Genomic DNA, 24,509 nt, shown 5'->3' with positions numbered 1-24,509 from the left:
AGGCGTTCCCGAAAGGCCCCAAGTGACGACGTTGCTGGTCGCGTTCGCGGCTGTTCTTCTGCTGGCTGTGTTGTTGTCCAGCCTGGCTCATCGGACCGTTCTGTCGACGGCGGTGGTGTTCCTGGTCGCCGGGTTCGTCCTCGGCGACGGTGTGAGCGGTCTGCTCGAGGTGCGGGCGGGCGACGAGCTCGTTTCGGGGCTGGCCGAGCTGGCGCTGTTCGCGGTGCTGTTCACCGATGGCATGCGGGTCGGGTGGGCGGAGCTGCGGGGGGCGTGGCGGCTGCCGGGCCGGGCGCTGGGCTGGGGTCTGCCGCTCACGCTGGGCATCACCGCGCTGGCGGCTCACTATCTGGTCGGTCTGGGGTGGGTGGAGTCGCTGCTGATCGGTGCGATTCTGGCGCCGACGGATCCGGTGTTCGCGGCCGCGCTGGTGGGAAACGACCGGGTGCCGCCGAGGTTGCGGCAGCTGCTGAACGTGGAGTCGGGGGTGAACGACGGCCTGGCGCTGCCGTTCGTGGTGCTGTTCCTGGCCGTCGCCGCGGGGTCGGATGATCTGCATCTGGGTGAGCTGGGCACGGAGCTGCTGGTCGGGATCGTGATCGGGGTGGCGGTGCCGTGGGCGGCGCTCATGCTGGAACGCACCCGCCTCTTCTCCGCCTCGACCCAGTACGAGCCGCTGAACGCCGTCGCGATCGGCCTGCTCGTCCTGGCGTTGGGGAAGGCCACGCACGGCAATCTGTTCCTCGCGGCGTTCGCGGCGGGGATCACGGTGGCGACGTTCGGGGAGCGGCAGCGGGAGTCGTTCGAGCATTTCGGTGAGCTGGTCGCCGAGATCCTCAAGCTCGCGGCGCTGCTGGTGTTCGGAGCCCTCATCACCCCGGCCATGCTGGGTGGGATCGGCTGGACGGGCTGGGCGTTCGCGATCCTCGCGCTGCTGGTGGCGCGTCCGGTCGCGGTCTGGATCTCATTCCTGCGGTCGGGCTTGTCGGGCCGGGAGCAGGCGGCGGTCATGTGGTTCGGGCCCAAGGGGTTCGCGTCCGTGGTCTACGGGCTGCTCGTCCTGGAATCGGGCATCCTCCACGCGCAGGACATCTTCGCGCTGGTGGCGGTCACGATCGTGCTGTCGATCCTGGCGCATTCCTCGACCGACATCGTGGTGGCCCGCTGGTTCGACGACGAACACGAGGTTCCCGCCTGGTACGGCAGGGTGCGCGGCCGCCTCGCCCGCACCGTCCCGGCGAAGGAGGGCGACAGCGCCCAGGCGAGAGGGACGTGCCGAACGCCACCGGCGTGAAACCGATGACCTGCTGGGACATCCCGAATCCGGCCGCAAGATCGACGCCGCCGGTCACCAGGAGCGTCAGTTCAGCGACGGGCGCGGAGACGCAGGAGGAGCAGGGCCAGCAGCGAGGCCAGGAGTGAGGCCGCCAGGACGGCGGTCGCGGCCGCTTCACCGGTCCTGCCGTCGGTGGAAAGCTCGGTGACCAGGAGACTGACCGTGTAACCGATCCCGCCGAGGACCGCGATCGGCAGCACGTCGGGCCAGGTGAGGCCCTCCGGAAGAACGGCGAGCCGCAGCCGGACCGCCAGCCACGCACCACCGAAGATCCCGATCACCTTGCCGAGCAACAGCCCGGCGAACACCCCCTGAGCCAGGGGATCACCAACGGCCTCCCCGAACCCCGACAAGGAGATCCCCGCCGCCGACAACGCGAACAACGGCACGATCAACCCCGCCGACAGCTGATGCAACCGGTGCTCCAGCCGCTCCGCCGGCGACTGCTGTTCGCCCCGCCTCGCGACCACCGGGGTCAGCAGCCCCAGCAGAACCCCGGTCACCGTCGCGTGGATCCCGCTGGAATGCACGCACACCCATGCCGCCACCGCCAACGGCATCACCAGCCACCACGGAGCACGCCGAGCACGCTGCGCCAGCCAGTACACCCCGCACAACGCGAGACCCGCGGCCAGCCAGCCCCACGCCAGCCCATGCGTGAACAGCAGCGCGATCAACGCGATCGCACCCAGATCGTCGATCACCGCCAACGACAGCAGCAGCACCCGCGCGCCCGACGGCAACGAGCCGCCCACCACCGCCAGCACCCCGAGCGCGAACGCGATATCGGTGGCCGTCGGAATCGCCCATGCCCCGCCCTCAGCGGCCGCACCCCGCGACACCGCCAGAGCGACCAGCGCGGGCACCAGCATCCCGCCCGCCGCCGCCAGGAACGGCAACGCACCCGCCCGCAACCCCGACAGCTCCCCGATGGTCAGCTCCCGCTTGACCTCCATACCGGCGACGAAGAAGAACACCGCCAGCAGACCGTCCGACACCCACCCCGCCACCGACAGATCCAGATGAAAGCCCGACGGACCGAACCGCGCGTCCCACACCCCGGAATACAGATCCGGCAGCACATTCGCCCACACCAACGCCACCACGGTCGCGACCAGCAGCAACTTCCCGCCCGTCGCCTCCTGACGCAAGAACTCCGCCAACGCCCCCACCCGCGTCGAGGACTCAGCGGAAGACGACGCATCGGCGGGGTTCACGGAACACTCCTTGATCAGCGGACACCAGAACAATCGCCGACCAGACTTCCCGGCACACCCCGCGCCACCCTCAGGCACGCATTGCCCCCAGCTTATCCAGCGGCCCCGTTGCGACGCCTGTCAGGGTTCGGGACGCCGTCCACACCGCGTTCCCGGCCGGCCGCCGCGACCAGGGGGCCGAGAACGCGGCCCTGATCCGCTTCATCTCACGGACGAGACCCGGAGGAGGCCATTCGGTGCGTCGTGAACGCTCACGAGCAGGCCATTATGGAGGGCATCGAAGAGAGCGCCCAGCAGGCCGTCATCGGGATCGCGGAACAAGAGTTCTCCGGGAGGTCCGGGTGAGGACTGTTTAACGAATCGGTCACACGGTTCGTGTTCCGGCGTAATTCGCCAGGATGAGTCTCTCTGTGTGGGGCGGGACTCAGCGAGAACTCATTGCCCGTATTGTTCCTTGCAGTGCGGAATTTCATTGACGGTCGAAGGGGATGCGATTTCCCTTTCTCCCACTGATTTTCCGACCAATCGCGGTGGTCTCTGCGTGAAGGGATGGACCGCCGCCGAATTGCTGGATCATCCCGACCGGCTGCTCGGCCCGCTGGTCAGGACGGTCGATGGCGACCGTCGTAGCCCACTGCGCGCCGCGGGCTGGGATGAGGCACTGGACCGCACGGTGTCGGCGACCTCGCGGAGCCAGGCTCGGTTCGGACGCGACAGCGTCGGCTGTTTCGGCGGCGGCGGGCTGACCAATGAGAAGTCCTATCTTCTGGGGAAGTTCGCCCGGGTCGCGCTGCGGTCGGCTTCGATCGATTACAACGGGCGCTTCTGCATGTCGTCGGCGGCGACCGCGGCCAACGTGGCCTTCGGTGTGGACCGGGGTCTGCCCTTCCCCCTGGCGGACGTGGCGGGCACCCGGGCGCTGCTCCTGGCCGGCAGCAACCTCGCCGACACCATGCCTCCGGCGATGCGCCATCTCGACGAGCTCAAAGAGCGCGGCGGCCGGCTCATCGTGGTCGATCCGAGGGCATCGGCGACGGCGAGAGCCGCTGACGTGCATCTGCAGCCGTTGCCCGGGACGGATCTCGCGCTGGCCAACGGCCTGCTCTACCTGGCGCTGCGCGCCGGTCACGTCGACGAAGCCTACGTCGCCACCCGCACGTCGGGCTTCGAGGAGGTGAAGGCGGGGATCTCCGCCTACTGGCCGGACCGGGTCGAGCGCATCACCGGTGTCCCCGTCGGCGCGCTGGAGCGTGCGGTCGAGATCCTCGGCTCGGCCGCGACCGCGATGATCCTCACCGCGCGCGGGGCCGAGCAGCACAGCGACGGCACCGACACCGCGCAGGCGTTCATCAACCTGGCGCTGGCGTTCGGACTGCCCGGCCGTGAGCACAGCGGGTACGGCACGATCACCGGCCAGGGCAATGGTCAGGGCGGCAGGGAGCACGGTCAGAAGGCCGACCAGCTGCCGGGGTACCGCAGGATCGACGACCCGGAGGCCCGCGCTCACGTCGCGGGGGTCTGGGGGATCGACCCCGGAGAGCTGCCGGGGGCGGGCCCGTCGGCCTACGAGATGCTGAGCGCGCTGGGCACCGACGGTGGCGTGCGCACCCTGCTGGTGTTCGCCTCCAACGTCGTGGTCTCGGCGCCCGACCGCGACCATGTGATCTCGCGGCTGCGGGCTCTCGATTTCCTCGCGGTGTCGGACATGTTCCTGTCGGAGACCGCGGGCGAGGCCGACGTGGTCTTCCCCACGGCCCAGTGGGCCGAGGAGGAGGGCACCATGACCAACCTCGAAGGCCGGGTCATCCGGCGCAGGCGCGCGCTCGCGCCGCCGGCCGGGGTCCGCGACGACCTTCAGATCATCACCGACCTGGCGACGCGCCTGGGCCGGGGCGGGTTCTTCAGCTCCGACCCGCAGGAGGTGTTCGAGGAGCTGCGGCGGGCGAGCGCCGGCGGTGCCGCCGACTACTCCGGCATCGGCTACGCGCGGATCGAGGCCGAGGACGGCGTCTTCTGGCCCGCAGCCGAGGGGGAACAGGGAACACCCCGCCTGTTCACCGACCGGTTCCCCACCCCGGACGGCCGGGCCAGGTTCGTCCGGGTCGAGTTCCGGGAGGCCGCGGAGCAGCCCGATCCCGAGTTCCCCTACGTCCTGACCACCGGACGGCTCATGCGGCAGTACCAGAGCGGCAACCAGACCCGCAGGATCGCCTCGCTCGGTGACGGCGACGGCGACGCCCTACCGGGGGCCGAGATGCATCCCGACCTGGCCAGGGAGCACGGCATCGGAGAGGGCGACCGGGTCGAGCTGCGCACCCGCCGGGGCAAGGCCGTGTTCGCCGCACGGCTGACCGACGCGATCAGGCCCGACACCGTGTTCGCGCCCTTCCACTGGGGCGGCGCGTCGAGTGCGAACGCCCTCACCGGCCGCGCCCTCGATCCGCGCTCGCGGATGCCCGCCTTCAAGGCCTGCGCACTCGCCATCACCAGGATCAGTCCCAGCTGACCGCTCATCCACAGTGCCAAGAAAGGACATCGATGGACTCGACGGCCCGGTTCCTGCAGGGGGTCTTTCCGTTCACAGGCAAGGGCCTCGACGCCCCGCACCTGCTGGCCTCCGAGCTGAGTTACGTGGTCCCCGACGGGTCGGTGGCCCAGCCGGTGTACCTGCGCGGCGGCAACAGCTCCGAGGAGCTGATCTGCATCGTCCTGATGAAGGACGGTGCGCCGATGCGGTACTTCCCCGTCGGAGCCAAGGCCGGAGTGCACGTCTCGCTGAGGGTGATCGAGGACCTGGAGGCCGGAACCACGATCGAGCTCTTCGTGGCGGCCCCGGACGGTGCGACCGGGTCGGCGATCGTCGATCTCGGCATGGTCGAGGTCTGAGGGGAACGCGGCATGCAGCGTCTGGTGGTCATCGGGAACGGCATGGCCGGCGCGCGGACGGTCGAGGAGATCCTCGCCCGTGGCGGCGCCGAGAAGTTCGAGATCACGATGTTCGGGGACGAGCCGTACGGCAACTACAACCGGATCATGCTGTCGAACGTCCTGTCCGGCGCCGACGACGAGTCCGAGATCTTCCTGAACAGCCTGCCCTGGTACGCCGACAAGGGCATCACCCTGCACACCGGCACCCGCGTCAACCGGATCAACCGGTTCGCCCGGAAGGTCTACGCCGAGGACCGCACCGTCACCCGGTACGACAAGCTGATCGTCGCGACGGGCAGCTACGCGTTCGTCCCCGACATCGCGGGCATGCGCAATGCCGACCGGGGCTTCCACCAGGGAGTGTTCGCCTTCCGGACCCTGGACGACACCCGCAACATGCTCCGGTACGCGCGCGGTCACCGCCGGGCGGTCGTGATCGGCGGCGGCCTGCTGGGCCTGGAGGCCGCCCGCGGGCTCCAGGCCCACGGCCTGGAGATCACGCTGGTGCACGCGGCGTCCCATCTGATGAACCAGCAGCTCGACGCGCAAGCGGGCGCGGTCCTGCGGCGCAGCGTCGAGAAGCTCGGCATCACTATCGAGCTCGAGGCCATGACCACGGCCGTGCACGGCGCCGACCGGGTCACCGGGGTCGGCCTCGCCGACGGGCGCGTCCTGCCGTGCGACGTGGTCGTCGTGGCGGCGGGGATCCGGCCGAACACCGAGATGGCCAGGGCCAGCGGCCTGACCGTCGAACGCGGCATCGTCGTCGACGACCAGATGCGGGTGGAGGAGGAGCGCGACATCTACGCGGTCGGCGAGTGCGCCCAGCACCGCGGCCAGGTGTACGGAGTGGTCGCCCCGCTGTGGGAGCAGGCCAAGGTCCTCGCCGACCACATCACCGGGACCGACCCCGCCGCCGCCTACCACGGTTCGCGGATCGCCACGAAGCTCAAGGTGGCGGGCGTGAACGTGGCGTCGATGGGCGTCATGGCCCCGGAGCGCGACGACGACGAGTTCGTCGTGTTCTCCGAACCCGGGCGCGGCACCTACAAGAGCGTCGTGGTCCGGGACGGCCGGCTCATCGGCGCGACGTTGCTCGGGGACACCGCCAAGGTCGCCTTCCTGATGCAGGCCTTCGACCGGGGGCTGCCGCTGCCCGAGGAACGCATCCGGCTCCTGTTCGACCTGGGCGGGCCCGCCACCGAGACCAGTGCCGCGGAACTGTCCGACGACGCCCAGGTGTGCAACTGCAACGGCGTCAGCAAGGCGGACCTGGTCGCCTCGGTCCAGGCGGGCACCCGGTCGGTGAACGGCGTCATGAACGCGACCAGGGCGGGCAAGGGCTGCGGCTCCTGCAAGTCCCTGGTCACCCAGATCGTCGAGTGGGCGACCGGAGGCGACGCCGAGGCCGACCCCTCGGCCGACTGGTACGTGCCCGGCATCCCGTTCGCCAAGCCCGAGCTCATGGCCGAGATCCGCGCCCGTGGCCTGAGATCGGTCTCATCGGTCTTCGCCGCCCTCGCCACCGGCGGGGAAGAGGACGCCAAGAGCAAGATGGGCCTGGCGTCCCTGCTGCGCATGATGTGGGCGGACGACTACGTCGACGAACGCGACGCCCGGTTCATCAACGACCGGGTCCACGCCAACATCCAGAAGGACGGCACCTTCTCCGTCGTCCCCCAGATGAAGGGCGGCTGCACCACACCCGACCAGCTCCGCCGCATCGCCGACGTCGCCGACAAGTACCGGGTTCCGCTGCTCAAGGTCACCGGTGGCCAGCGCATCGACCTGCTCGGCATCCGCAAGGAGGATCTGCCCGAGGTCTGGGCCGACCTCGACATGCCCTCCGGGCACGCCTACGGCAAGAGCTTCAGAACGGTCAAGACCTGTGTCGGCCTGGAGTTCTGCCGGTACGGCCTCGGCGACTCCACCGCCCTGGGCATCGCGCTCGAGACGCGTTTCCAGGGCCTGGAGGGACCGGCGAAGATGAAGCTCGCGGTCACCGGCTGCCCGCGCAACTGCGCCGAGGCCTATGTCAAGGACCTCGGCGTGGTCGCCGTCGAGGGCGGCCGCTGGGAGATCTACGTGGGCGGGGCTGCCGGTGCGCACGTGCGCAAGGGCGACCTGCTCGCCACCGTGGACAGCGCGGCGGAAGTCATCGCCCTGACCGGGCGCTTCCTCCAGTACTACCGCGAGAACGCCAACTGGCTGGAACGCACCTACGCCTTCGTCCCCAGGGTCGGCGTCGACCGGATCCGGGCCGTGGTGGTCGACGACTCCGACGGCCTGGCCGCGGCCCTGGACGCAGCCGTCCAGGCCTCCGTGGACTCCTACCAGGACCCGTGGAAGGAACGCCGGGAACCCGTGACTCCCGGACAGTTCCGTCCCTCCCTGCCCCTGATCGCCCTCCCCAAGGTGCCGACACGATGACCGAGACCACACTCGCCCTCGGCCGGGCCGACGACATCCCCGTCGGCGAGGGCCGCGCCTACGTCGTGGACGGACAGCAGGTGGCGGTGTTCCGGCTGCGCGACGGCGGCCTGCGCGCGGTCTCGGCCGTGTGCACCCACGCCGGTGGCCCGATCGCCGACGGGCAGATCGACGGCAGCGTCGTGATCTGCCCGCTGCACCAGCACACCTTCGACCTCGCCACCGGCTGCTCCCTCACCGGCCTGCCCCCGCTCCGAACCTACGACGCCCGCACGGACCCGGACGGGAACCTCGTCATCACCCTCCGGGTTTCAGACCCCGGCGTCGGCGAGGCTCCGCAGCGGCTCGCCGACCCGCGGTGACGGCCTCCTGCGCAGGTAGACGACCCAGGTGAGGGCGGTGCAGAGGCCGTAGAAGACCGCCAGGACGATCAGGGCGGCGCTGATCGAGGCGGTCTGCTCCAGCGAGATCCGGAACGTCTGCTGGATCAGCACCCCGCCGAACGCGCCGATCGCCGAGGTGATGCCGATCGCCGCCGCCGCCTTCCGCCGGGCGGCGGCCAGGGCCGCCGCCACCGCGGCGGGGTCATCCCCGTCCACGCCGTCCAGGGCCTTCGTCCGGAAGACCGCGGGGATCATCTTGTAAGCCGACCCGTTGCCGATCCCGGTGGTGGCGAACACCCAGAGGAACGCGGCGAGGAAATAGGGCCACCGCCGGGCCTCGACCGCCGACCACACCGCGATGATGCCGGACCCCATCGCGAGGAACGTCCAGAACGTCACCCGCGCCCCGCCGAGCCGGTCGGCGAGCCAGCCGCCGACCGGCCGCGCCGCCGAGCCGACGAGCGCGCCGAGCCAGATGAAGTCGACGGCCTTGATGTCGGGGAACTGGTTCTTGATCAGAATCCCGAAGGAGAAGGAGTAGCCGATGAACGAGCCGAACGTGCCGACATAGAGCACCGACATGACGATCGTGTGGGGTTTCCGCGAGATCCCCGCCATCTCACGGACGGTGTACGCCGAGGTCGCGTGCATCAGGTTGTTCATGAACAGGTACGTCCCGGCGGCCGCCACCAGGATCAGGGGCATCCACACCCAGCCGACCGCGACCAGGCCGAACGCCACGATCAACGGCGGCATCGTCACCTGGGTGACGCTCACCCCCACGTTCCCGCCGGCCGCGTTCAGGCCCAACGGCAGACCCTGCCTGGCCGTCGGATAGAAGTGCGTGATGTTCGACATCGACGACGCGAAGTTGCCCCCGCCGAGACCCGTCGTCGCGGCGATCAGGAGCAACGCCCAGAACGGTATCGACGGATTCTCGATCGCATAGACGAACAGCCCGCACGGGATGAACAGCAATCCCGCACTGATGATCGTGAAGTTCCGTCCGCCGAACCGGGCGGGCCCGAACGTGTACGGAATGCGCAGTGCCGCTCCCACCAGATTCGGCAGGGTCGTCAGCCACAGTTTCTCGTTCACGCTCAGTGCGACCCCGACCGTGTCGAGGTTGATGACCGCGATGCTCCACAACAGCCAGACACAGAAGCCCAGATGCTCGGTCACGATCGACCACACCAGGTTGCGCCGGGCGACCTTTCTCCCGGTCGTCGCCCAGAACTGCTCGTCGTCGGGATCCCAGTGCTCGATCCACCGTCCCCGCCGCCCGTCCCGCCGTCGTTCCAGAGCCGCCATGAGCGGAAGCTACGTGGCGGCGGTGTGGAGGTTGTTTCCAGGTTGTCAATTCTCTATTGCCGTCACCCGTACCGGGATCCCGGCGGGCCTGGACCATGTATGTAGCGTTCACTATAGTAGCGATCATGCCCGATGTGCGGATACAGGGTCAGGAACGGGACGCCGGATCGCGAGGGGCGATCCTCGACGTCGCCGAGCGGTTGATGGCCACGCGGGGATACGCGGCGACGTCGATCTCGGCGATCTGCCGGGATTCGGGGCTGCCGCCACCGTCGGTCTACTGGCATTTCGGCAGCAAGAAAGGATTGCTCGCCGCGGTCATGGAGCGGGGGGCGCGGCGGTGGTTCGCCGGGATGCCGTCCTGGGACGATCTGGCCGGCGAGCCGGGGGAACGCGTCACGGCGCTCCTGGCGGCGGGGGCCGACGCGCTGGCCGGGCATCCGCTGTTCCTGCGGCTGTTCTACATGCTCGCGCTGGACGGCGACGAGGCCGCGGCCGAGCTCGTCCGGCAGGTGCGGAGCACCGCGTTCGAGCGGTTCCGGGACGGTGTCGCCCGGGTCCTGGCGGCCGATCATCCGCCGGAGGTCGTGGCATCGGCGGCGGAGGAGCTCGCCCGGTTCGCCGTGGCCTTCTCCGACGGCTGCTTCTTCGCCCTGCAGCTCGAACCCGGCGAGGCGGACGTCCGGCGGATGTTCGCCGACCTGGGCACGGCACTGCTCGCGCTCGCCCCGATCGTGATCGCCAGGGCCGCCGAGCCCGGCCGGAAGGAGGGTCCGGAATGACCGCGCACCGCTCAGTGATCATCACCGGCGGCGGCCAGGGGCTCGGCTACGAGACGGCGCGGGCGGTCGCCGCGGATCCCGCCTGGTGCGTCGGGCTCGCGGGCCGGAACGCCGCCCGCACCGCTGAGGCCGCCCGGCGGCTGTCCGGCGAGACGGGCGGGACGGTCGTCCCGCTCGCACTCGACCTGGCCTCCCTCGACGACGTCCGGCGGTTCGCCCGCGACCTGCCGGAACGGCCGCTCCCGCCGGTGGAGGCCCTGGTCTGCAACGCCGGAGTGCAGTGCGTGAACGAGATCCGCTACACCGGCGACGGCCTGGAGGAGACCTTCGCGGTCAACCACCTGGCGCACCTCCTGCTGGCCCGCCTGATGCTCCCCGCACTGGCCAGGCCCGGCCGGATCATCTTCGTGGCCAGCGACACCCACGACCCGCGCCGCCGGACGGGCATGCCCGCACCCGTCTACGCCGACGCCCACGATCTCGCCCGCCCGGCCGAGACCGGGCCGGGCCCGCTGCACGGACGCCGCCGCTACACCACGTCCAAGCTCTGCAACGTGCTGACCGCCTACGAGCTGGCCCGGCGCTGCGGCGAGGGCGTCACGGTCAACGCCTTCGACCCCGGCATGATGCCCGGCTCGGGCCTGGCGAGGGACTACGGCGCCGTCCAGCGGTTCGCCTGGAACCATCTCCTCCCCGCGCTGACCCTCCTGCCGCTGAACATCCACAGCCGGCGCACCTCGGGCCGGGCGCTGGCCCGGCTCGTCACCGATCCCGCCCTGGCGGCCACGACCGGACGGTACTTCGAGGGGACGCGTGAACGGCGCTCGTCCGAGGAGTCCTACGACCGGGCCAAGGCCGCCGAGCTGTGGGTGACCAGCGCCGCCCTCACCGGCCTCGCCGGATGACCGCTTGATGGCTTTTGTAATTAATTGTCAATTATCGAGGTTTCGGCCCGTGGAAATTGCGGGCTGGGTTTTCTATCTTTGAGGTAAGTATTCCGCGCTGGGCATCTTCGGGACCATGAGGCGCCGTTTCGGGGCCGCATGGGGGAGATGCGCATGCTGATGGATGGATCGTCGCCCGACTACGCCCAGCTTTTCGGGGAGCTCAGGTTTCCGGAGAAGGACGACGCGCGGTCGGTGTACTCACCGGCCGCCTACCTGGTCGAGCTGATCGGGCTACTGGAAGGCACCTTCGACACCCCTGAGCTGCTGGAACGGCGGCCGGACCTGAAACGGATCGTCCTCGACGCCGAGAACACCTTCACCGAGACGGCCTACCTCGACATCGTCAACGAGGTCCTGGAGCATCTGCTCGCCCCCCGTCCCTACACGGACCTGCTGGAGCGGCTCCACCCGTTCGGCCTGCCGTTCTCCCTGCACTCCGAGCGGCTGCGCATCGGCCTCGGCGAGCTCAAAGTGAGCCCGGAGGAGCTCTACCGGCTTTTCGCCGCGCACGTCGACCACGACCTGGCGGCCCGCGAGTACCTCGCGCTCACCGCCGAGGACGTCAGCGTGATCACCACGGAGGCCGGCGCCGACGACCAGCTCAAGAAGCGTTACGGCCTGACCGGCGAGACGCTCGACGTCCTGCACGGCACCGCCAGGTTCGTCGAGGCCACCGGCCTGTCCGACGCCGAGGTGCGGGAGCTGGTCGAGCTCGGCGGGGCCACCCTCAACGCCGACGAGACCCGGCTGCTCGGGCCCGGCGGCACCGGATCTCCCGCGACGGCCTGGTTCGAGCGGGCCCACCGCCTGATCCGCCTCGCCCGCCGGACCCGCCTCACCCTCACCGAGATCAGCGACGTCCTGACCACCCTGGCGGGCAACAGGCTGGACGCCGCCGGCCTGCGCACGGTCGCGGCCGTCGTCCGGCTGGTCCGGCTGAACGTCCTCACCGTCGCCGACGTCCTCGGCCTCGTCCTGCCGTGGGAACCGGAGGAGGACGTCGAGGTCGAGGTCGCCGCGGGCGACATCCTGACCCCCGCCAACCGCGACTACCGGTTCCGGCTGGCCCACCTCATCGACCTCGCCGAGTCCGAGATCGTGGAGATCGTCACCCGTTACCGGGAGCGGTACGCCGCCCGCGAGCCCAGCCCGTTCGACCGGGGCGAGGTCGGCCTCCCCGAGATCTCCCTGATCCGCAGGGCCGGGCTGCTGGCCCGCTCGCTCGGCCTGTCGGCGGGCGAGCTGTTCGACGTGCTCGTGGCGCTGGAGGGCGATCCCGCGCTCCAGCGCCACACCACCTTCGTGGTGCTCGGCGAGGGCCCGCAGACCCAGGACCTGCACAAGGTCCTGGAGGCCGGGCCGGCCGGCGCGTCGCTGTGGCTGGCGCAGACGCTGTTCGCCGTGGCCGGCTGGATGCGCACCGCCGGGTTCGACGGCGCCGAGCTCGCGAGCGTCCTCGGCGGACGGCCGGAACCGGAGGGCACCGAGCTGGCGGAGCTGTTCGCCCACCTCCAGGAGGAGCTGGAGCCGACCGCGTTCGAACCGGCCGCCCTGGTCTCCGACCGGTTCGGCGACCGGGCCGCGCTCGCCGTCCACGACGTGCTGATGGCCTATGACGACGGGGTCGTCGCCGCCGAGGGCAGCCGCCTGCTCGACCTCGACCCCGCCGTGCTGGAGAAGGCCGCCTACCAGGCCGTCACCGACCTGGGCGTGGTCTTCCCCTCCGACTTCACCGGGCTCGGGCTCGGTGACCGCTTCAAAGAGAAGATCTTCCGCAACCTCGTGTACCGGGGCTACCTGCTGGCCGACGGCACCCTCGCGGTCCCGAACGCCGACGAGCTCGAACTCGCCGGGGACTTCACGGACTACACCGAGATCCTCTTCAAGGGCATCGGCGCGACGATCAACGGCGTCGCCGCGTTCTACCCGTCCGACCTGGAGAAGTACGGCGAACTCGGCGCCGACCTGCGCACCGAGCTGTACGACAACCTCGTCTTCAACGGCTACCTCGACGACGACGGCCAGATCACCGATCCGGACTTCTTCTACGACCCGGAGAACATCGCCTCGTTCACGGTGAACGTGGATCTGGCCGACGCGACCGAGAACGTCGCGGAGCTGATCGAGGACAGGCTGGACGCCTTCGCCTACGGCGCCCTGGCCGTCGACCTCGAGGCCTTCGCCCCGCTCCGCCTCACCGACGCCCAGCTCTCCCGGCTGGTCGAGAGCCTGCGCTTCAACGGCCATCTCGACGCCGACGACGACTTCGCCGACAAGACGGCCCTGGCCGCGCTGACCGAGGCCGACTTCGGGCTGGCCGCCGAGTTCACCGTGCTGCGCGGGCAGATCCTCGCCGCCTTGCAGACCCGGATCGCGGCGTTCCGCGCCGAGCTCACCACCTTCGCCGCCGATGATTTCGCCGATCTGGCCGACGAGCTCGCCGCCCGCCGGGTCCACGCCGCCCTCGACGGCGTCCACCTGGAGGACGGCCGCGTCATCGACGAGGCCGGTTTCGCCGATCCCGAGGCCGCCATCGACCTCGGCTCCGGCTTCGACGACACCGAGCACAACCTGGTCTTCGACCGGATCGTCGAGGTCATCGCCGACCAGGACCCCTACCGCCTGTCGCCGTCCGCGCTCACCGGCCTCGACTTCACCGAGGAGGAGTCGGACGCCCTGTTCGCCCACCTCGTCGAGACGGGCCGCATCACCGGGCGCCTCGTGGTCGCCGCCCCCTGGCTGACCTACTTCGGCAACGCCGACAACTCCCTCGACTTCGACCTCCCCGGCATGGAGGACTACGCCCGCGACGTCTTCTTCCTGCTGCACGACGCCGCCGGCGAGGTCGCGGCCGCGGTCACCGAGGTGTTCGACCGGGTGACCGGTCTGGCCGCCCGCCAGCAGGAGGTTCTGGCGACCTGCCTCGCCGACGTGCTCGGCCTCACCGCCGAGGTGGCGTCGGCGATCGCGGAGTGCGCGGCGGGCGGGGCACGGGAGGCGCGGGTCCTGCTGGCGCAGCCGGCCCTCGACCTGGAGGGGCCGCCCGACGATCCCCGGCTGCGCCTCGGCCACCGCCGGATCAGGCGGTTCGCGCTGCTCGCGGCCAAGCTCGGCCTGGACGCCACCGAGGTCCGTGCGGTCTTCCACGACCAGGACCTGGTCGGAAAATTCCCCGAGCCGCTCGCCCTGCCCCCGGGCCTGACCCGGATCGAGGCGCTGCTCGACAGCGGCGACGGCACCATCTACCTGTTCGGCGACGGCGGCTACTGGACCTACTCGGGAACCACCTACGCCCTCACCAGCCCCGCGCGCAAGCCGTTGACCGACCTGTCGGCCAAGTTCGGCCCGCTGACCGGAATCGACGCGGCGTTCGTGCACCCCAGCGGCGTCGAGTGGCTCATCGGCCACGACTACTACGACACCCTGTGGACCTTCACCCGGGAGCCCGGCGGCACCCGCTGGGCGGCGAAGACCCAGACCTGGGGGAAGATCAGGAACAACCTGGCCGACCCCGCGAAGATCGACAGTGCCTTCGTGGACGGCGACGGCCGCACCTACCTGTTCGCGGGCGACCAGTACATCCGTTATTCCGGTGGCTACGGGACCGCCGACGAGGGCTACCCGCGCGACGTGACCGAGTGGTGGGAGCGCGAGGGCCTGGAGGTCCCCGCGGCCACCGAGCCGGTCGACGCCTGCTTCACCGACCCCGACGGCGTCGTCCACATGTTCTCCGGCGACCAGTGGCTGACCCCCGGCGCGCAGGGCCCCGCCGCCGCGACCTGGGGCGTGGTCCGCCCGACCTTCACCGGCCTGAAGGCGCTCGACGCCGCCTACACCACCGCCTCGGCCGTGCACCTGACCTCCGGCGGGGAGCGGCTGCGCTACTCCGACAGCGTCGAGAACGCGGGCGTGCTCGCCGACGAGGGCGTGCCGCGCCGTTTCAGCGGGGTGCCGCCCCAGTTCGAGACGGGTGTCGAGGCGGCGTTCACCGACGCCTCGGGGATCGTCCACCTGTTCCGCGACGGCAAGACCGTCGCCCTCGACGGCAGCCCCGAGATCACCGAGACGGCCGCCCGCTGGGGCGTCCTGCGCCCGCCGCTGACCGAGGGCGCCGTGGACGCCGCGTTCGCCGGGCTCGACGGCAAGACCTACCTGTTCTCCGGCACCACCTACCTGCGCTACTCGACGGCCGACTACACCACGGCCGACTCGGGCTACCCGCGGGCGATCGACCAGGACTGGGGCGGCCTCACCCAGGTCGACGCCTCGTTCGTCATGGACGGCCGCACCTACCTGTTCGGCCTCGGCGGCCTGCTGTTCGACCTGCTCCCCGACCAGCAGCAGGACCTGGAGGCCGCACGCGTCACCCCGGCGCTGCGCAACCGGTTCCAGGAGCACGGCCTGACCCTCGCCAAGATCAGCGGCACCGCCCCGCACTGGACGCTCACCACCGGCGAGGGAATCACCCTGACCGTCCGCCGCGAGGGCCTGCGGCTGAAGGTCTTCGGCGACGGCTCGCGCTTCTACGTCCGTTACTCCGACCGCGACTACCGCGTCCCGGACGAGGGCTTCCCCAAGCCGCTGTCGGACAACTGGTGGAACATGCCCGACGGCATGCGCCTCGGCCCGGTCGACGCGGTCTTCACCGGCCGCGACAACCACACCTACCTGTTCGCCGGCGAGCGGTTCGTCCGGTTCGACGCCCGCCACCGCTGGTGGTCGGAGCCCATGTCCCTGCGCGAGCAGTGGGACTCCCTGCCCTTCACCCAGGTCGACGCCGCGTTCGTCGGCGTCGACGGCCGCACCTACCTGTTCTCCGGCACGAGCTACGTCCGCTACTCCACCGACGACTACACCCAGGTCGACGACCGCTACCCGGCCTCGGTCTCCGGCCTGTGGGGCCGGGTCTCCAACAACCTGGCGCGCACCGGCAAGGTGGACGCCGCGCTCGTCCTCGAGGTCGTCGAGAAGGTCGACGGCGTGGACACCGCGTTCACCCGCACCTACCTGTTCTCCGGCGACCAGTACGTCCGCTACACCGGTTCCGGCCTCGACGTCGTGGACGCGGGTTATCCCCGCAGGATCGCCACCCTGGCGTCCGAGCCGGGCCTGACCGGCCTGCCCGTCACCCTGGACGGCGTCGACGCGGCCTTCTCCGACCGCCGCACCGCCTACCTGGTGCGCGGCGGGCTCGTCCACGCCGTCTCCTCCGTCCCGGCCCGCAAGTACGACGACATCCCGGTGGCCGGGGTGTCCTGCGCCTTCATCGAGGACGGCGCGATCATGGCCGAGCGCCGGGGCTTCACCTCCGAGGAGGGCCCGGGCGGCGGATCGGGCACCTGGTCGCACCTGTCGGCGCTGGAGGGACGCGCGGTCACCGAGATGGAGTTCCGGCCGCGCGTGCTGCGCGACGTGCCGGCGCGGTTCACCTACGACCTCGACTCGGTGCTGTTCGGCGCCGACGGCAACTCCTACCTGTTCAAGGGCGGCTCCTGCTACAACGTGGGGCTCCGCCGCGACTACCCGCTCGCCGAGGAGTGGGGCCGCCCCCGCAACTCGATCTACGAGACGGGCGCCGTGGACGCCGCCCTCGTCGGCCGCGACGGCAGGACCTACCTGTTCAGCGACGACCAGTTCGTGGTCTACCCCGACCCGGCGGCCGTCGCGGACGCCTCGGCGGCCGTCGAGGGCGACCCGCTGCCCATCGAGGAGCACTGGGCCGGGCTGACGAGCGTCGGCCTCGCCTACGTCAAGGACGGCAGGACCCACCTGTTCTCCAAGCCCGACGACGACGGGCGGATCACCCATGTCGTCTACTCCGGCCGCGGCCACGCCGTCCCCGACGAGGGCTACCCGGTCACCACCACCCTCGACCACTTCGGCGCCCCCGAGGGCTTCCCGTTCCCCGACGCCGTCCTCGTCGAGGGCGACACCCTGATCCTGCTCGCGGGGGAGGAGTGCGTCTCGGTCGACGAGCGCAGAGGCCAGTGGTCGATCGTCCGCCCGATCGAGCGCCTGTACCCGGGCTTCGGCCACGACCTGGACGCCCCCGACGCCCTGCGCTCGGCGTTCCGCGACTCCGCCGGTGTCCTCACCTTCTTCTTCGACGACACCTACGCGGTCTTCGCCGACGACGCCGTCGGGCCGCTGCTGCCCGTCCGCGACAGGTGGGGGATCTCCCGCAACCCGTTCGTCGTCCCCGGAGCGGTGATCGACGCGGCGTTCGTCTGGCGCGGCGAGCACACCTACCTGTTCTCCGGCGACCGGTACGTCCGCTACACCGGCCCGTCCTACCGGGCGATCGATCCCGGGTACCCCAAGCCGATCGCGGCGAACCTGCGCAAGGAGCCGCCGTTCGCCAAGCTCCCCGAGACCTTCGACGACGCCCTCACCGGACGCATCGAGGCCGTCATCGGCAACGACCGCACCATCCACCTGCTGGTCTCCGGCTCCGTTCACACCGTCTCGCCCGAGCCGGCCGCGTCGTTCAGCCTGCGCAGCCTCGGCGGGATCCGCAACACCCTCGCCGCCACCGGCAAGGTCGACGCCTCGATCGTCGCCGGCGAGCGGATCTACCTGTTCTCCGGCGACCAGTACTTCCGCTACTCGACCTACGACCGCACCTACGTGGACGACGGCTATCCGCGGGCGATCTCCGAGCTGCCCGGCGAGCCCGACCTGGCCCGCCTCCCGGCCCTGCCCCCCGCCTTCCAGGACGGCCTCGACGCCGCCTTCCGGGCCCCCGGCGGCCAGGTCTACCTGTTCAAGGGCAGGGAGTTCCTGTCGACCGGAGCCCCCCAGCCGATCACGAGCCTGTGGGGGAAGGTCCGCAACGCCTTCGGCTCCGGCGCGCTCGGCGCGGTGTTCGCCGCGCCCACCGGCGAGCTGTACGCCTTCGCGGGCGACCAGTACGTCCGCTACGCGCCCGGCAGCACCCTCGAGTACGCCGACGAGGGCTACCCGCGGACCGTCCGCGACGACTGGGGCGACCTGCCGGAGGCCTTCGAGGAGGAGGGCCCCGACGGCGCGTTCGTCCTCGACGGCCGCACCTACCTGCTCAAGCGCGACCAGTACGTCCGCTACTCGGGCCCCTACAACCGGGTGGACCGCACCTTCCCGCAGGAGTTCCGGCACCGCTGGTCGGGGACCGCCGACTACCGCCTCACCGACGTGCACGCCACCGTGCGCTTCGCCGGGCTGTGCCGCAGCCACCCCGGCGGCCTGGCGTCGTTCTTCGTGAACGGCGCCGAGGACCCCTACTCCACGCTCGCCGACCTGTTCGGCTGGGAGCTCGACGAGGTGCGCTGGGCCCGCCGCAATCTCGGCCTGCTGCGCCCCGGCACCCGCGAGGAGTTCCTGTTCGAGATCGAGTTCCTGCTGGCCCTGGTCGACCTGTTCGCGATCGCGGACCGGGCCGGGACGCGGCCGTCGGAGCTGCACGGGAAGGTCTGGGCGAAGCTGTTCGTCCAGGACCCCGCCCTGGAGCCGGGATTCGTGCCCGACCTCGACGCCGCCGCGGGGGCCGTCGAGTGGTTCCTGGAGCGCCGCACCGGGGCCGTCCAGTGGCCGCTGCTCCGGACGAAGATCCACAACGAGCTGAACACGAGGAAGAGGGACGCCCTCGTCGCCGCGCTCGTCCCCCTGCACGGCAGCTCCCGCGACCTGTACGAGCAGTACCTGATCGACGTCGACATGGGCCCGGCGGGCACGACCTCCCGGGTCCGTGAGGCCATCGCCGCCACCCAGCTCTACGTGCAGCGCTACCTGCTCGACCTGGAGACGCCCGCGCTGCCCGCCGGGGTCGATCCCGACGCCGTCAAGGACCGGCTGCGCACCTGGTGGACCTGGATGCGGGCCTACCGCACCTGGGAGGCGAACCGGAAGGTCTTCCTCTACCCGGAGAACTACCTGCGGCCCGAGCTGCGCACCCGCAAGACCCCGGCGTTCTCGGCGCTGGAGGACGACCTGCTCCAGGGCGAGATCACGGTCGAGAACGTCCAGGCGGCCTACAAGCGTTACCTGGACGAGTACACCGAGGTGTCGCGGCTGGCGATCGCGGGCGGCTACGTCTACCCGCCGGACGGCGCCCCCGAGGGCCTGCGCCGGCTGGTGCTGTTCGGCCGCACCCGCACCGAGCCGCGCCGTTACTACTACCGGACCGCCGAGTTCCGGGACGGCCAGAAGCTGTCGGCGACCTGGGACCCGTGGCTGAAGGTCGACACCCAGATCTCCGCCGAACGGGTCGATCCGGTGCACGCCTTCGGCCGGGTGTTCGTGTTCTGGCCGGTCGTCGACGTGGTGCCCCAGCAGGACCCGTCCAAGACCGCCATCACCACGACCACCTCCGGGAGCACCCAGAACATCACGGCGCCCGCGCCGAGGTACCAGGTCAAGATCTGCTACTCCTTCCTCAACCTGAACGGCGAGTGGATGCCCGCCCAGGTGCTGGCGGCCGACACCGAGCGCGCCGGGCCCGTCACCGACATCCGCCTGTACGTGCAGGCCTCCCGGGTGGTGCCGGGCTCCGCCGGCGACGCCCACGACGCCATCGTCGTGCACAGCACCTACAAGGCCGCGGGCACCGAGATCACCACGGCGTTCACGCTGACGCCCGAGCTGTACGGGCTGCCCGCCGTCACCGGCACCACGGTCACCCCGCCGAAGGAGGCCGACCTGACCCGGATCTTCGCGGAGCCGCCGCACACGCCGATCACCAAGGCGCAGATCGTGCCGTTCAACGCCCCGGCCGACTCCCAGGACGGTCCGTGGTTCAGCATCGACCACAAGGGCGGCAGCTTCCTGTGCCGCCCGGCCGCGGCGCCCACCGCCGCGGCGGAGCTCCAGGCGCTGCGCGGCAACACCGACCCCCGGCTGCCCACCAACTGGGACCGGATCGACGCCTCCTTCCGCCACCTCGACGGCACGCTGTACTTCTTCGAGTCCAACGCCGCCACCACCAAGATCGGTAAGTTCATCACGATCAGCGGGGGCAAGGCGGCCAGCCGCAGGACCACCGGTGAGGTCTTCGGGACCATCGGCACCGGCCTGCTCAAGGGAGGGACGGTCGACGCCGCCCTGGTCCGCGACAAGAAGCTGCTCCTGTTCAGCGGCGAGGACTACTACCGCTACGGCGTCACCGCCGCGGGCCTGACCCTCGACGACGGCTACCCCAAGAAGATCCTGACCAACACCGAGTCCCCGGCCCTGCCGCAGTGGTCGAAGATCGACTGGGCGGGCAGCGCGTCGGGGATCGAGATCTTCTACTCCAAGGCCCAGACCGGGATCGCCGTCACCGGCTCGCTGGGCACCATCCGGCAGACCCGCGACTGGCGGCTGCCCGAAACCGGCTTCGAGCGGCTCCATGTGTCCGGCAACAAGATCTTCGCGATCGGCGGCGGCTTCTTCGTGAAGCTGAAGGCCGACTTCACGGGGGACGGCGCGCCGGCCCGCCTCGTCCCGAACTCCGACGAGGTCCCCGACCAGGGCCCGCCGGGACCGGTGGTCAAGGTCGACTCGATCACGATCGCCTTCGACAACGTCCGCGGCACCTACACGATGAAGGGCGGCGGCGCCGACGAGGCGAACAGGAAGATCCGCGACCTCGGCCGCGTCTCCACGGAGCTGACCAGGACCGGCAACGTCACGGCCGCCTTCGTGCGGGGGCCGGCGAACGCCAGGAAGCTCTACCTGGTCGGGCCGCAGGAGTACGTCCGGTACTCCCTCACCCAGGGCCAGCCGGTCCCCGACTACGTCGACGACGGCTACCCGAAGAAGACCGGCTCGGCGATCACCGCGACGTTCGTCCGCAACGAGCAGCGGTACGTGTTCACCGCGTCCGGCTACGCCGTGCTCCCCGCGGACGCCGAACCCGACGCGGTCCTGACCTTCCTGCCCTACCAGGGCAACTGGCGGGCGCTGCCCCCGGTCCTGCCCGGCGAGCTCACCGGGGCGCTGGAGGACGAGGGACGCCTGGTCTTCTTCTTCTCCGGTACCTCCGGCGGCCGCTACGCCGAGTACGCCGAGGCGGAGGCGGTGCCCCGGCCGTACGAGATCACCGCGCTGCCGAGCGAGATCATCCGGCTGACCACCAGCACGGCCTACGAGCTGAACCGGCGGCTGCTCGTCGGCGGCGTCGACGCCCTGCTCGACCCCTCCACCCAGGAGCTGGACGAGCTGCCCGGATTCGCCGTCGCCACCCCGGAGACCGTCACGTCGGGGCCCACGACCATCGCGGTACAGAAGTCCACCGCCGTCCCGGTCAGCTCGCACCTGGACTTCGACAGCTCCAACGGCCTCTACTACTGGGAGATCTTCTTCCACGCGCCGCTGCTCATCGCCCAGGCGCTGAACGGCGCGCAGCGCTTCTCCGACGCGCGCCGGTGGTACGAGTACGTCTTCGACCCGACCCAGCGGATCCGCTACTGGCGGTTCCTGCCGTTCCTCGCCGTCGACGTGGCCGCGCTCGTCACGGCGTCCCGGCGGGACCTCGCCGACCTCGGCGCGCCACCGGTCGCCGACCTGCTGGTCCCGATCCTCGACCGGGTCGAGCCGATGGTCCCGGCGTTCCGGCGGGCCCGCGACCTGACCGCCGACGAGCTCACCTACCTCAAGGGCCTCGCCGAGGGCGGCCTGCCCAACGGGGGGCTCGACGGGGTCCGCGCCGCCCTCGCCGCCCGGCCGCAGGACGCCCGCACCGCCGCGCTGGGCGAGCGGGTCGCGATGCTCGGCCGGCTGCGCCGCCAGTACGACCTGATGGGCGACCGCCGGGCCCTCATCCAGGCCTACCTGGACGACCCCTTCGACCCGCACACCATCGCCGAGCTGCGCCCCGAGGCCTACCGCAGGGCCGTGGTGATGGCCACCATCGACAACCTGCTCGACTGGGGCGACCTGCTGTTCCGCCAGTACACCGCGGAGACCGTCGACGAGGCGCGGATGCTCTACATCTTCGCCTACGACCTGCTCGGCAAGCGCCCGGTGACGCTCGGCCCCGCCGCCCTGCCGGACGCCGCGCCCTACGAGCTCGATCCCGGTGAGGGCCCCGGCGAGACCGGCCACCTCACCGCCGACGGCACCCTGCTGGAGAAGGCGGGCGAGGCCCACGCGGGCGTCGCCAACCCCTACTTCTACGTGCCGGGCAACGAGGTGTTCCTGGAGTACTGGAACCGGGTCGAGGACCGGCTCTCCAAGATCAGAGCGTCGCTCGACATCATGGGGATCAGCCGCCCGCTGCCGCTGTTCGACCCGCCCGCCGACGTCATGGCGCTGGTGCGGGGCGCGGCGGCCGGCCTGACCGCCGACCAGGTCGTCGCGGCCGCCGCGGGCCCCGCGCCCGTGCACCGCTTCGACGTGGTGTTCCAGCGCGCCAGGGAGCTGACCGACCGGCTCCGCCAGCTCGGCGGCGACCTGCTGTCCGCGATCGACTCCCGCGACGACGAGCAGCTCGCGATGCTCCGCAACCGCCAGGACTACGAGATCCACTCGATGGGCCGGCAGATCAAGGAGACCCAGGTCGCGGTCGCCGAGACCCAGCTCGCCGAGATGAAGGCCTCGCTGGCCGGCGCCCAGCACCGGGTGGAGCACTTCACCAGGCTGCTGGCCGAGGGCCTCAGCCCGCTCCAGGAGGCCCAGCTCGCGATGATGTCCATCGGCGCGGCCGGGCACATGGTCGCGGGCGGGCTGAAGATCGGCGCCGCGATCGCGTCCGGCGCGCCCCAGGCCCACCTCGGGCCGTTCATCATGGGCACCTCGATGGGCGGCGACCAGATCGGCGACGCCCTCAACATCGGCGCCGACGTCTCCTCCACCCTCGCCGAGGGCTTCAGCATGCTCGGCGAGGTCCTCGGGGTCCGCGCCGACCAGCAGCGCCAGGAGCAGGACTGGACCCTGGAGCTGGCGACCGGCCGCAACGACCTGATCCAGATCGGCCACCAGATCCACTCCGCCGAGCTGCAGCTGGCCGTCGCCCGGCGGGAACTGGAGATCCACGACCGGGAGACCTCGAACGCCAAGGCCGTCACCGAGTTCCTGACGTCCAAGTTCGCCGGGCCCGAGCTGTACGGCTGGATGGTCGGCCAGATCTCCGGGCTGTACTTCCAGACCTACCAGCTCGCCTTCGACACCGCCCGCGCCGCCGAACGGGCCTTCGAGGCCGACCGCGGGAGCGCGCCCGGCATCGTCAAGGCCACCTACTGGGACAGCCGCCGCAAGGGGCTGCTCGCCGGGGACCAGCTCGCCCTCGACCTCGACCGTCTCGGCCACGCCTACTCCGGCGCCGACGCCCGCGGGCTGGAGATCACCAAGCGGGTGTCGCTGCTGGAGCTCGACGGGCTCGCGCTGCTGGCGTTCAAGAACGAGGGACGCTGCGAGTTCGCGCTCACCGAGACCCTCTTCGACCGCGACTTCCCCGGCCACTACCAGCGGCGGGTGAAGACCGTCAGCGTCGCGTTCCTGACCGCCGACGGCCAGGAGACCGTCAACGCGACCCTGACTCAGCTGGAGGGCAAGACCGTCCAGGAGCCCGATCCGAAGGCCGTCCGGTACCTGCTCGACCCGAAGGGCAGCCCGCCGGGATCGCTGCGCGTCGAGTGGCGGGCGGGCCAGACCATAGCGCTGTCGGAGGTCGCCGACGGGACCGAGAACTCGGGCCTGTTCGAGCTGCGCTACGACGACCAGCGCTACCTGCCGTTCGAGGGCAGCGGAGCGATCTCCCGCTGGCGGCTGTCGGCCCGGCGGGTGCCCGCCGGGATCGTCGATGTCGTCCTCACCGTCAAGTACACCGCGGAGGACGGCGGCGACACGTTCGCCACGGCCGTCCGGGGCCTGCTCAAGCCCTACCCGACCGCGACGTTCCTGGACGTCGCCGCCGAGTTCCCCGACGCGTGGGAGGCCCTGGCGGAGTCCGGCGAGCTCGAGCTGCCGATCACCGCCGACCACCTGCCGGGAATCTCCGGCCGCCAGGTCACCTCGGTCGCCGCCCTGTACGGCGACGGCTCGGGCCCGGCACGGTTCCGGCTCAACGGCGACGCCCGTCTCGCCCTGGAGGCCGGCCGCCCGGTGAGCACCCCGGGCCTGGCCGCGGGGCCGCAGCCGTGGCGGCTCACCCTGGACGGCGATCCCGCCGACCTCACGGGCCTGTCCCTGGTCATCCTCTACCGGGCGATCCCCTAAGGAGG

General features: G+C 70.9%; 10 protein-coding genes. 8 read left to right on the top strand and 2 right to left on the bottom strand.

Annotation, left to right across the window (positions count from 1 at the left end):
- Nucleotides 1-22: 22 nt before the first annotated feature.
- A complete protein-coding gene (locus ABD785_RS30975; RefSeq protein WP_344835427.1) occupies nt 23-1,294 on the top strand; it encodes a cation:proton antiporter in 1,272 nt (423 codons plus the stop codon).
- 71 nt (nt 1,295-1,365) lie between these two features.
- On the opposite strand, the gene nhaA is transcribed toward ABD785_RS30975, so the two are convergent.
- Nucleotides 1,366-2,553, bottom strand: coding sequence for a Na+/H+ antiporter NhaA (gene nhaA, locus ABD785_RS30970; protein WP_344835425.1), 1,188 nt, complete (start codon nt 2,551-2,553; stop codon nt 1,366-1,368).
- A gap of 412 nt (nt 2,554-2,965) precedes the next feature.
- Between nhaA and ABD785_RS30965 the strand changes: the two genes are divergently transcribed.
- Genes ABD785_RS30965 through ABD785_RS30950 form a run of 4 tightly spaced genes read left to right on the top strand, consistent with a single transcriptional unit; the run spans nt 2,966 to nt 8,273 of the window.
- Complete coding sequence (locus tag ABD785_RS30965; RefSeq protein ID WP_344835423.1) at nt 2,966-5,059, top strand: molybdopterin oxidoreductase family protein; 2,094 nt, start codon at nt 2,966-2,968, stop codon at nt 5,057-5,059.
- A 32-nt stretch (nt 5,060-5,091) separates the two neighbouring features.
- Complete coding sequence (locus tag ABD785_RS30960; protein ID WP_344835421.1) at nt 5,092-5,439, top strand: hypothetical protein; 348 nt, start codon at nt 5,092-5,094, stop codon at nt 5,437-5,439.
- A gap of 12 nt (nt 5,440-5,451) precedes the next feature.
- Nucleotides 5,452-7,911 (top strand): nitrite reductase large subunit NirB, encoded by a 2,460-nt coding sequence (gene nirB / locus ABD785_RS30955; protein ID WP_344835419.1) that lies wholly within the window; start codon nt 5,452-5,454, stop codon nt 7,909-7,911.
- Nucleotides 7,908-8,273, top strand: a complete 366-nt coding sequence (locus ABD785_RS30950) for a Rieske (2Fe-2S) protein (protein WP_344835417.1) — start codon at nt 7,908-7,910, stop codon at nt 8,271-8,273. The genes nirB and ABD785_RS30950 overlap by 4 nt, the downstream gene beginning before the upstream one ends.
- Here ABD785_RS30950 and ABD785_RS30945 read toward each other — a convergent pair.
- Nucleotides 8,223-9,605, bottom strand: a complete 1,383-nt coding sequence (locus tag ABD785_RS30945) for an MFS transporter (RefSeq protein WP_344835415.1) — start codon at nt 9,603-9,605, stop codon at nt 8,223-8,225. The two genes, ABD785_RS30950 and ABD785_RS30945, sit on opposite strands and share 51 nt — an antisense overlap.
- 125 nt (nt 9,606-9,730) lie before the next feature.
- Here ABD785_RS30945 and ABD785_RS30940 point away from each other — a divergent pair, with 125 nt between their 5' ends.
- The 3 genes from ABD785_RS30940 (at nt 9,731) to ABD785_RS30930 (ending at nt 24,504) form a co-directional block, all read left to right on the top strand.
- The gene (locus ABD785_RS30940; RefSeq protein ID WP_344835413.1) at nt 9,731-10,387 is read left to right on the top strand and encodes a TetR/AcrR family transcriptional regulator; all 657 of its coding nucleotides are present in this window, start codon (nt 9,731-9,733) and stop codon (nt 10,385-10,387) included.
- Nucleotides 10,384-11,292, top strand: coding sequence for an SDR family NAD(P)-dependent oxidoreductase (locus ABD785_RS30935; RefSeq protein ID WP_344835412.1), 909 nt, complete (start codon nt 10,384-10,386; stop codon nt 11,290-11,292). Before ABD785_RS30940 ends, ABD785_RS30935 begins: the two co-directional genes overlap by 4 nt.
- 153 nt (nt 11,293-11,445) lie before the next feature.
- Complete coding sequence (locus ABD785_RS30930; RefSeq protein ID WP_344835411.1) at nt 11,446-24,504, top strand: Tc toxin subunit A-related protein; 13,059 nt, start codon at nt 11,446-11,448, stop codon at nt 24,502-24,504.
- Nucleotides 24,505-24,509: the final 5 nt, after the last annotated feature.

This window comes from Actinocorallia longicatena, assembly GCF_039534125.1.
GTDB classification, from domain to species: Bacteria; Actinomycetota; Actinomycetes; order Streptosporangiales; family Streptosporangiaceae; genus Actinocorallia; species Actinocorallia longicatena.
This window is presented reverse-complemented; position numbering and strand designations above follow the sequence as displayed.